The 11,366-nt window shown below is 43.4% G+C and carries 10 protein-coding genes; 8 read left to right on the top strand and 2 right to left on the bottom strand.

Annotated features, from left to right (window positions below):
* Positions 1-402 precede the first annotated feature (402 nt).
* Positions 403-1,614: a DEAD/DEAH box helicase gene (locus KJ365_RS02065; RefSeq protein ID WP_214449943.1), complete on the top strand. Its 1,212-nt coding sequence runs from the start codon at positions 403-405 to the stop codon at positions 1,612-1,614.
* Between the two features lie 60 nt (positions 1,615-1,674).
* Here KJ365_RS02065 and KJ365_RS02070 read toward each other — a convergent pair whose 3' ends face one another.
* Entirely contained in the window at positions 1,675-2,829 is a 1,155-nt protein-coding gene (locus KJ365_RS02070) for a DUF418 domain-containing protein (RefSeq protein ID WP_214449944.1), read from the bottom strand.
* Between the two features lie 96 nt (positions 2,830-2,925).
* Complete coding sequence (locus KJ365_RS02075) at positions 2,926-3,894, bottom strand: phosphotransferase (protein WP_214449945.1); 969 nt, start codon at positions 3,892-3,894, stop codon at positions 2,926-2,928.
* A 249-nt stretch (positions 3,895-4,143) separates the two neighbouring features.
* Between KJ365_RS02075 and KJ365_RS02080 the strand changes: the two genes are divergently transcribed.
* From KJ365_RS02080 to ylqF, 7 genes are all read left to right on the top strand, one after another.
* On the top strand, positions 4,144-4,482 hold the full coding sequence (locus KJ365_RS02080) for a DUF805 domain-containing protein (protein ID WP_214449946.1): 339 nt from the start codon (positions 4,144-4,146) through the stop codon (positions 4,480-4,482).
* Between the two features lie 116 nt (positions 4,483-4,598).
* The gene (locus KJ365_RS02085) at positions 4,599-4,919 is read left to right on the top strand and encodes a DUF4189 domain-containing protein (protein ID WP_214449947.1); all 321 of its coding nucleotides are present in this window, start codon (positions 4,599-4,601) and stop codon (positions 4,917-4,919) included.
* Positions 4,920-5,007: 88 nt separating this feature from the next.
* Positions 5,008-6,306, top strand: coding sequence for an S-methyl thiohydantoin desulfurase family protein (locus KJ365_RS02090; RefSeq protein ID WP_214449948.1), 1,299 nt, complete (start codon positions 5,008-5,010; stop codon positions 6,304-6,306).
* An 89-nt stretch (positions 6,307-6,395) separates the two neighbouring features.
* Positions 6,396-7,334 carry a TolB-like translocation protein gene (locus KJ365_RS02095; protein ID WP_214449949.1) on the top strand — a complete coding sequence of 313 codons (939 nt, stop codon included), beginning with the start codon at positions 6,396-6,398 and terminating at the stop codon, positions 7,332-7,334.
* Between the two features lie 1,230 nt (positions 7,335-8,564).
* On the top strand, positions 8,565-9,320 hold the full coding sequence (locus tag KJ365_RS02100) for a hypothetical protein (RefSeq protein ID WP_214449950.1): 756 nt from the start codon (positions 8,565-8,567) through the stop codon (positions 9,318-9,320).
* Between the two features lie 88 nt (positions 9,321-9,408).
* On the top strand, positions 9,409-10,278 hold the full coding sequence (locus KJ365_RS02105; RefSeq protein WP_214449951.1) for an NAD(P)-dependent oxidoreductase: 870 nt from the start codon (positions 9,409-9,411) through the stop codon (positions 10,276-10,278).
* Positions 10,279-10,346: 68 nt separating this feature from the next.
* On the top strand, positions 10,347-11,348 hold the full coding sequence (ylqF, locus tag KJ365_RS02110; RefSeq protein WP_214449952.1) for a ribosome biogenesis GTPase YlqF: 1,002 nt from the start codon (positions 10,347-10,349) through the stop codon (positions 11,346-11,348).
* The last annotated feature ends 18 nt before the right edge of the window (positions 11,349-11,366 follow it).

Consider the following 11,366-nt stretch of genomic DNA (forward strand, 5'->3'; position numbering starts at 1 on the left):
TCTATGATGTATTTTTACGGGTATCACAAATTAAATCTCAGTCTCTAATATACCGATAACGGGCGATGGTGAACATATAAAGTTAACAGATAGTTAAAAAACGCCGCCTTGTGAAGTTAAATGTGTATATCAAATCCACCATACGCTATAATAACACCCCTGCGCGTTTGTCATTATGAAAACGCGGTGCAGCGCATTCAATGAAAGCCTGCACACATCGCCCGATGCAATTTATCGCAAGCTTTCTACTCATGACTACCCAATAGGATAATTAATGGCAATAGCCTCTACTTTCGTTTGTGCGCAGATGCGTGCAGGCAACATTCTGTATACACCCATTGTAAATAACCATTTTCATCATCGATACGCTACACAACAGCGTCTATGCACAGGAGCATTCGCATGACAGATACCTTTGCAGCGCTAGGTTTATCAAAGCCTTTATTAGATGCCGTTAAAGACCAAGGCTATACAACGCCGTCGCCCATTCAGCAGCAAGCCATTGGTGCAGTATTAAGTGGCAAAGACGTTATGGCTGCCGCCCAGACCGGGACCGGTAAAACCGGTGCATTTGCATTGCCTATTATCGAAATGCTGAGTAAAGCGAATCAACGTCCAAAATCTAATCATATAAGAGCCCTTATTCTTACACCTACCCGTGAACTAGCGGCTCAGGTTTGGGATAGCGTGTCTGCGTGCCATAAGTACACGCAACTGCATTCAACGGTCGCGTTCGGCGGTGTGTCAATTAACCCGCAAATGAAGCACCTTAGAAAAGGCTGCGATATTTTGGTGGCTACACCAGGTCGTTTACTTGATTTGTATTCACAAAATGCTCTTAAATTCGAGCAAGTAGAAATGCTTGTGCTTGATGAAGCTGATCGCATGCTAGACATGGGCTTTATTCACGACATCAAACGTATCATTAAGTTGCTGCCCAAAAAGCGTCAGAATTTACTCTTTTCTGCGACCTTTTCAGACGACATCCGCGCACTTTCAAAGCAGTTTATTCATCAAGCGGTGGAGATATCGGTAACACCTAAAAATACCGCCGCAACTACCGTAGAGCAAGCCATTGTACATGTTGAAAAGTCGAGTAAAACAGCGCTTTTAGCGAAGCTAATTAAAGATAACGATTGGCAGCAGGTGTTGGTGTTTTCACGGACTAAACATGGTGCTAATCGCATTGCCAAGCAGCTTACGGCTAAAGGCCTAACGGCATCTGCGATTCATGGAAACAAGAGTCAGGGCGCAAGAACCAAAGCGTTGGCAGATTTTAAACAAGGTAAACTCAGAGTGCTTGTTGCCACCGATATTGCAGCGCGCGGTATTGATATTGACCTTCTGCCAAACGTGATCAACTACGACTTACCCCACGTGCCCGAAGATTATGTTCACCGCATTGGCAGAACAGGCAGGGCGGGTGCTACTGGGCATGCGGTATCTTTTGTGACGCCAGACGATTCTAAACAGTTAAAAGCGATCCAAAATTTGATTGCCCAGCATATAAATGTGTTAGAGGTGCCGGGTATGTCAATTAAACCAATGGCAAATGCTCCTATAAAGGCACCAAAGCCGAAAAGACCAAAGAAGCCTAAAACAACGACAGCATAATTGCTCTGGTGTTTTACTGGGCAAGGCGAGCTCTTAGAGCTCGCAAATCCTCAAGTTAAGTTACTCGCCAGTCTCTGCTAATTTCTGCTGCTTTTTATACGCACTTCGTAGATAATTTTTACGCCAGAGCTTCTCAAGTGGGCCTTGCTCAAAATGCTTAACGTACCAGTTTGCAAAAACGATTTGTATCAGGGTGAATACAATTGATATCAAAAAGTATTCTGACAACGTTGCTGTGGCATTAAACTCAGGAATGACCCATCTAAGCAAAATGCCCAACACTACCGACTGCGAAATATACAATGTAAACGCTATTTTACCTGGCGCGACGAACCAATTGAGCAGGCTACCAGATGATTGACAAGCCTTAACAATAAAGTGTGCATATACCAAAGCCATGAAGATAGCCGAGACCGATGCTATTAGTGGGATCGCCGCGAAAGGCATGTCGTTATCCAAAAGCTGTGGGAGTAGGCACAATGCACTCGTTACAATGGCCGCTATCACAATCTTTTTCAGAGTGGATGGCTCAAAACCGCTTACAAAAAAGCCGGTACGATACAAATACACACCAAGATACATAAGCCCAAGTACTTGCCACAATATAGCAAGGGGAGAAGTGACAATGACGATTAACCCAAAGGCCGCTTGAGTAATCACTTGATATATGTAATTGCCATACCATTCTTTATTCATCTCAATGAATACTTCAGAGCCTCTTATGGGTTGCTGATCGAGGGGCATAAAAGCGATCGTAAGGCCGGCATACACTAAGCAAAGTATCGAACCTATAATTAACAGTTTCTTCGCTTTTTTAAATAGCGCTTCGTTAGAAAGCTCAAGCCCCTTGATTAACAGCAATGCACTGATGCTATAAAGCATCAATATATCGCCACCAAAAATAAATACACAATGAATCGCCCCAAACAACAGTAGCCAGCGCAATCTTGTTTTCAGAAAGATGGTCGTGTTTAGATGTTTCTTTTGAAGGGATGCAAATTGAATAGCCACACCCGCACCAAACAAGATAGAAAACAGCGTTCTAAAACGCCCATCAAAAAAGATAGTATTAAAGGCGCTCATAACGGTATCGCTGAGCAATCGAGGGTCAAAGGGAGCATAGCCCATCATGATGTGAGCATGAAAGGGGATGTTCATGAATAAAATCCCCAATATTGCAATCCCTCGCATTGCATCTAATGATGTAATTCGCATAGTTTGATTCCCTTGTTTATGCGTTGTAAAACTTGAGTTTATCAAAATTAAGGTGGAACGAAACCTCTGTCATATATGTTTTTTACATTGCATGACCTATAAGCTTAGTAACGCCTTTGAGGTCTGCTCTTCGCTATATACCGATAATTTGTGGTGCCCAGGTGACCACCCCACCAAAAAGCGTTCAAAGTCAGCCCATGCGAACTTCTCTAAGTCTCGCCATTCTCGTTCAAGCAAGTGTTTTTGTGAATCGCTTAATTTGCTGCCAATAGCGTGATGTAAGGCAGTAAAGTATGCGTGTATCATGTCATCTGAATGGGCGAATAGTTCGTTGTCTGAAAAACAGCTTCCTAATAGGTATACAACGTCTTTTATGCCGCAACCTTTGCCGGTGTATTGAAAATCTACCGCTGCCACATGGTCATTATTTTGAGAAAAACAAAAGTTAGCTAATTTAGCATCCCCATGAAGTAGGGTTTGAAATGCTGCATTATTTAGGCGAGCGTCTAATAAAGGGGCTGACTGTTTTAGTTCTGATTCCGGCATTTGCTGCCATTCATCCTGACGAGTAGCAAAGTGCCAATAAGTACCGATGGGCCACAAAGTACTGATATCTTTGTTGATAAATGCAGCATGAAAGTGCGCAAGCCAAACAATACATTGGCTTGTTGTGGCAACGTTGGCTTTGCTGTTTCTAAGGTCAAACCCCGAGGCATCGAGGTCTTCCATGATAATCCAAATACTATCAGCACTTGCTTGTGTGCTTACCAGTGAAGGCACGCGACAATCAGCGGTGGTTGCTTGCGCATATGATTGGTAGAAGGTTTGTTCATTGTAGTAAGAAGACACTTTGCGCTGATGCGACGCTTGTGTATTCCAGCCTCTAGGGTGCTCATCAACCGCTTTGAGATTTATGTGTTTGGCTATACACGTAGTGCCCTTCATCGGTAACGCGTAACGCGCTATTTCACCGTAACCACTCCACAAACTCTGCACGCAAGCAACTTTATGAGCACTCGGCTCATCGTAAATATTTTGAATGGCCCGAAGCAATTCATCTGCCATAAAAATTATTGGCCCAATAACAACAATACAATCCACTAAGAATTACGCAGTATTGATAAAAATACCAGTGGCGTTTAAAAAATGCACACTAACAAACTATCGTAGCTTGTTAACATGCTCGAGCATCTAACGATCATCGATTTTTGTTACCTACGATTGTTACCTACGAATTATAGTAGTGCTTGCCCCCGCGCAATCAATTGCATACTATGAATGTGATCCGAAACAGCTAACAACAAGGAGTAGTAAATGGATTGGTATATTGGCGTATTAAAGAAATATGTTGAATTTAACGGGCGTGCACGACGCACAGAATATTGGATGTTCTTTTTGTTCAACTTCATTATTTCCATCTTATTAGGCTTTATTGATGGGCTTTTAGGTACAGGATTCTTAGGGTTAATTTATGCTCTAGCCGTGTTCTTGCCGAGTTTGGCTGTTGGTGTGCGCAGGTTGCATGATACTGGCCGCTCTGGCTGGTGGGTGCTTATTGGTTTAATTCCGCTTATCGGTTTTATTGTACTGATTTATTTCTTTGTGCTCGATTCAGACACCGGTGATAATGAATACGGGCCATCGCCGAAGTAAAAAGGATAGGGCGCTGATGGCTTTGCTATATAAGCGCCGTTTTTCTCATTGTCATAACCACCAACTTCCCGATGCAACGGTTTGCTTAACAAACTTCATTTAATAAAGGACTATCAATGAAATACTTAGGATTATTCTCAATACTCATTCTACTGGTAGGCTGCGAATCAACTCCCAGTTTCTGTGAGCTCAGCCCTGACTCAGATTTGTGCAACGCTAAAACCTATAACCCCGCCACTCAACAAGCCCTCAAGGATTTTGAGCTTAGAGAAAAATACAAAGCGTTTGCCCTTGCCCAAACTGCAGATGGCTGGGAGTTCTTTGGTTATGCCGAAGGATATCGTTCCCCTCAAAAAGCGCAAAAAGCCGCGTTGGAGCAATGTCAAAAGCGAGTAGATAAGCATGAAACACCTGGTAAGTGTGAGCTGATTCGATAATTGCTACTAAGTTAGTTGCTTTGCTCTGGCTCGTTCATGTAGTCTTTGTGTATCGCCCATGCCTTTGAATCATAGTGAGCCCGACTGAATGCCACAGCCAGAACGCAAACCATACCTACATATTCTCGCATGCTCTATCATTGGCTTAAGTTTAATGGCGTGCAGTGACGCTACTCTAGACAGCGAACCAACCAGCGCACAGGAACAAAATAACAAACAGTCGCCTCCACTTCGGATACTCACTGAGCAAAACCTCGTCGATATACTAGTAGGCTCATGTATTCAATCCACCAGAAACTGCGACCCAAGCCAGTCAATAAGCGATGTAAAACAAGCGCTTGCCGACGGACTGGTGTTTAGCATGATACGACCAGAAGATATTCCGCAAAATGAGATGGTTATTGCGGTGCAGGGCATAGGCGGGGGTGGTCCTTGGCAATATGTGATTGATCGCACCACCGAACAAGGCTTAGACGTGGTAGATAATCCTCACAGAAGAGTTGTAGATTTATTTAGCCGCTATTCAGGGCAGAAGGTAGCTGCACTTGTTAGATCAGAAGCCGCAGGGGCCACCGCAACTGCCTTGTTACTCGGCGCTGAAATGGGGATCCCGACGCTAGACGGCGGAATTACCGGAAGAGCGGTGCCAGAGGTACAGCAATCAATACCATGGATTAATGGTATTGCGTCCATTCCTACTGCGATTATTACGCCTTGGGGGGATGAAATTATCATCGCAAACGCGGTGGATGAATATCGCGTAGAAGACTTAGCCCGAGCAATCGCTGTAGCAAGCGCGGGGGATGCATGGATAAGCATGACGCCAATGTCGGGCGCGCAACTACCACAAGGAATTTTGCCGGGCAATTTAACACTGGCAGAAGACCTTGGTAAAACAGTACGCCAAGCCAGAGAAGCGGGTGAAGACCCCATCGATGCACTCGTTGCCTTCACCAGCGGATATAAACTATTTGAAGGTGTAGTGGTTAAATCAACCGACCGCGGTGAGCGCGGCTTTAACTGGGTTGAGGCAGAGTTTGAAGGAACCGGCGCATTTGAGGGCAAGCAATACAGAATGTTTGTTAAAAATGAAAATATTGTAGGTTGGCTAGATGGTGAATTAAATGCCATGGCACCCGACTATATTTATAACCTCGATCCCACAACCGGTGAATCAACCCTTGGCGTTGGCTACGGCGGTTATGTAGTAGGGGAGAGAGTTGCTATTGTGGGAGTAGAAGCGCCTGCTGCTTGGCGCAGCGAAAAAGGCGTTGAACTCATAGGTCCACGTCATTTTGGGTTTGATTTTGACTATATTCCGATTGAAGTATTGCATGCAAACGAGTCTGACTCACAACTTCTTCAACAAAAGAAAAGGCGCTTGTAGCTCGTTCTAAGTGAAGTTGTTTTAATGTATGAACCAAATAAAACATTCGCAGGCTATACATAACTATTAAACATTCTTAGAGTGCTTACATGAACGCGTTAGCCAACCAATTTTCAGTCTTGTTAATACTAATTTTCACCACACCCATATCATATGCACAAGCCACTCGCTTTGCACCGGTGGCACTCCAACAAGATGGAAAAATAACCCTAACACCGAGTTTTACGCCAAATGGCAATACAATTTATTTCGCCCAATCAGAATGCTCACCTATCTGGAAGTGCCCGCAGAGGTTAAAAAAATCAGAGCGCACCGCTACCGGTTGGACCAAGCCAGAACTCGTTCCTTTGCCTACAGATGCTAGGGTTGATTGGCCTGCTGTAAGCCCAGATGGCGAAACACTAGTATTTTCTTGGGCAGCGCCCCGAAGTGATTATAAAAACCTAGAGATACTAGAGAACTTCGACCTTTATACTCTCGATTTAAATGACGCTAATGCGGTGCCAAGACCCATTTATGGTTCGGATATTAATAGACCCAGAGCCGGCTCATTTAAAACACTGCGGTATGTTCACAATGAAGGCTATCCGAGCCTCACTAGTAACGGTGATCTGTATTTTATGACCGAGCGGCTTGACGGTATAGGTGAGAGAGATATTTATATGGCACCTGCAAATCAAAATGGAGTTTTACAAACCGCATTTCCACTGAGCGGGCCAATAAATTCACCTCAACGTGATGACGGCGTATGGGTCAATGCGGATGGTACGTTGATGTTACTTACATATGGTAATAGAGGCGGTGAAGGTTCGGCTGATATTTTTGTTTCAAGTTTGGTGGAAGGGGAGTGGCAAACACCTATTAACCTTGGCAAGACTATTAACTCACCGTATGCTGATTTTGGCGCTAAATTGAATCCCGCTGGAACACATGTGTATTTTACATCTGATAGGCCGGTAGAAGGGGAGCCTGAGGCCATTTTACAAGTTTGGGAAGCGCCGTTTGATAAAACGTTCTACCTCAAGTAACTGTGTAGAGAAGCCTGGGCGATCCACGAAACATGATATTTCGATTGTCTAAGGGTAGACGTAAAAGCAGCCTGACTCGTGATTCAAAGCTGGTTTTGATTGCGCGGTTACTATGCATGCATGGTAATTACATAAAATAAAGTAGATGTTATCACCGAATAAATAGTAAGGTATTGAAAATAAGTGAGTATTAGGGCGGTACGATATGAACCTGTCTTGTTGTTATTATATGACTCGGAACATGAATGATTAAAAAGGACTCTTTAAATAAATTCAAACGCTATACAAATGTAGCATTTAAATATGTATTCATTGTCTTCTTCTTTTTTACTACCTTGCGAGTTTTTTTACTATTTGCTAATGATGATGCGGAGTCTGTAACACTGTTTTCCATTTTATTAGGTTACAGCATAGTCTTCTTCGGATCTCTTTTTATGGCTATGCTCGTAGCTGCAATTGCAGTTTATAAAGAAGACTATCAATGAGTTTCAAAATTTATTTGTTTAGCTTATGTGTAAGAGGGATGTGTTTTGCTTGTATGAAGGGTTCTAAATAAAATAATAAAGTCGAGAAACAAGACTGTACTGAAAACGTGATATAACAAGTCAATAATATGGATAACAAAATGTTAAAAACCGATAAAAACAAGAGCGGTTTTACCGATTAACGAAGTGTCATGTACTTACGCGAGGATATTAATTGCTTCCTGTAACATTCCTAACAACTATTAAATCATACCAATATTCCTAAACTCCAAACAAAACCTACCTAAACATTAAACAGGGGACTCGATGCTCACTGTTCGCATAAAAATTCTCAATGTGCCGCAGTTTATACACTTATCTGACCATATACACAAAAGGGCACATGTGAATTACCTGTGTATAATATTTAATTTAACATAATATACATTATGAGTAATTTAGTATTGTGTGGATAATTATAACCATATGATTTATATGTTGTTTCGTTGCTCTGTTGATATAAAGTGTTTATTGCGTTAACACGCTGTTTACCATTAAGGACGTTTATGCTTATCACCTGCGAACTTTGTAAATCATTTTCTGTTTCGCAATTTTTTATGTAGCGATTATCGAAGGCGTTAATCACCAGGTGTTGTTACAAATCATACGCCGCATAAAATAGCTGCTCTTCATTGTGCAAACCCGATGAACCTTTTCGCTAATGATCAGTCATTAACAAACGACATTTGAGAAACGCTACGCCATTTTGCATTCCATAGATATCACTGACACGTTTAACGAAGACCTATCGAGCTCCAATAAGCGTGTCCCAAAGCAAACATCACCTCGTGTATTGCTGATATCTGTTGTACTTCATTGTGGATTGCTGGGGCTGCTTTATTTCACTCAATCTAGCGCGCCTAAAGTGGCAAATACCACTACAAATGCACCGCTGCGCTCATATTTAGTAATAAAACCATCACAGCCTTCTGTAGAGTCTGCTCCAGCGCCCTCGGTAACAATGCCTGCAGCACCGGTAAACAACGAGGCTAATGCAACAACGCAAACGGAAGAATTAGTGCCTGTGCCCGTTGTCACACAACCAGTCCCGACGCCTGTTTCAGAGCCATCTCAAGAACAAGTGTTAACCATTACATCTGACGTCGCGACTCAACAAAACCAAACCACCATTTCTAAATCGCAAATTGATAATGCATTTGAGCGCTTTCAAAACAACCTGCAAAGCCAACAAGTACAACGTTTCTCCGAAATCGAGGCTCGAGCATTCCGACAAGCGCAAACGTCTCCTGAAATCATTGCTCCTGAAGTAACCCTCACGCCAGAGCAAAGAGAAGCGCAAAAGCGAAGAATCATCACAGATTGCAGTAATGCAGCTAAAAAAGGCATGAGTATCATCATAGGGTTTATGGGCGGCTCTATAAATTGTCATCAAAATCCCGACTTCGAGCAATACATCGATAAGCGTTTAAATAAAAACAATCAGGACGAATCTCGCCAATAATATAAAGTTTTCTGACATTGAAGATGTAATTGCGGTCAAATCCACCTAAAATAGCCTTACATATAAGACTAATCACACAGGACACGATATGCAGGTTGCATTTATTGGCCTTGGCGCCATGGGTTACCCAATGGCAAGGCATTTGGCTAACGCAGGTTATAGAGTGACGGTTTACAACCGCACCGCTGCAAAGGCAGAACAATGGCTAAGTGAGAACCCTTCAGGCGCCCTCGCCCTTACACCTGCAAAAACGGCATTAAATGCCAGTATCGTGTTTACATGCGTTGGAAACGATGATGATGTGCGCTCGGTTATCTATGGAGATGAGGGAGTCTTAGCAGGCCTAGAGGCAGATGCCTTACTGATTGACCATACAACCACATCTGCAGATCTGGCGGTAGAGTTACAATCGGCATGTGATAAACAAGGCATTGGATTTTTAGACGCGCCAGTATCAGGTGGTCAAGCTGGTGCTGAAAACGGCAAGCTCACCGTTATGTTGGGCGGCAATGAAGGTCATTACCAACGGGCCATTCCACTTTTGGATGCATTCTCCCAAAAACACGCATTAATGGGCCCTGTAGGCAGTGGTCAACGCACTAAAATGGTCAATCAAATCTGTATTGCTGGCGTGGTTCAAGGGCTATCAGAAGCCTTACATTTTGCTAAGCAAGCTGACCTTGATATTGAGCAAGTGGTTGAGGTGATCAGTAAAGGCGCAGCACAGTCCTGGCAGATGGAAAACCGCGCTCACACTATGAATGCCAACCAATTCGACTTTGGCTTTGCGGTAGATTGGATGCGTAAAGACTTAAATATCGTGCTCAACGAGGCCAATAACAACGGCAGCACCTTACCGTTAACAGCCTTAGTTGATCAGTTTTATGCACAAGTTCAGAAAAACGGCGGCGGACGATTTGATACTTCAAGTCTCATTACCTTGTTAAATAAGGGCTAAGCGTCACACGTATCAATTAATGCGGTAGCGCTCATGAGCACTTCCGTTAGCTATAAAGGAGCGCCGCTTTGGCTGTTCATTGGTTCCCAGGGCATATGCACAAAGCCCTAAAAGAGATTAAAGAGATCCTCAATCAAGTAGACGTATTGATTGAAGTGTTGGATGCACGCATCCCCTACTCTAGCGAAAACCCAGAAATTGCTAAGCTTAGAGGCGATAAGCCCTGCATTAAAATTCTCAATAAATCAGATTTAGCCGATCCAGCGATTACCGAACAATGGCAAGCGCACTTAGAACATGATGCTGGCGTAAAAACCTTTACTACATCTATTGATAACAAAGCGAAAACCAAAGAAATTATTCAATTGGTGCGTAAAGCCTGCCCAGGTAAAGATGCATCGGTTAAAAACATCAACGCTATGATTATTGGTATTCCCAATATTGGTAAATCTAGCATAATCAATGTGTTGGCAGAGCGAACAATTGCCAAAGTAGGTAATGAGCCCGCAGTTACTAAAAATCAACAGCGCATTAATTTAGGCAGTGGTATCGTACTTGTGGATACCCCAGGCGTGCTGTGGCCAAAGCTAGAAAACCCCAATACCGGCTATCGCTTAGCGGCACTCGCCGCGGTAAAAGATACTGCGATGGAATACGATGATGTAGGCTTTTTTACGGCAGACTTTCTCATCAAACAATACCCAGAGCTACTAAAAGAACGCTTTAAACTCGATGATATCCCCAACACGGAAATTGAGTTCCTCGAGCTCGCGGCGGCCAAGCGCGGCGCGTTGATGGCCGGTGGTCGCGTTGATCTTTATAAAATATGTAAAACCTTAATTGATGAGTTGCGCAGTGGAAAGCTTGGCCGTATTAGCTTAGAAACGCCCGATATGCTCATAGGTGAAAAACAAGCCATGGCTGAAGCAGCGCAGAAGAAACAAGACGATAAGGCGCGCAGAAAGCAGAAGTTTAAAGACGGCTCACTCACGCCCGATAAGAAAGATCGTAAAGAAAAACGCACCGAAAAGCGCATGGCCACTAGTGAAAGAATGAAAGGCCGTAAATAAGGGCACGGCCAACTGCCC

Origin of the sequence: Glaciecola sp. XM2 (assembly GCF_018595715.1) — a bacterium.
GTDB lineage: Bacteria > Pseudomonadota > Gammaproteobacteria > Enterobacterales > Alteromonadaceae > Glaciecola.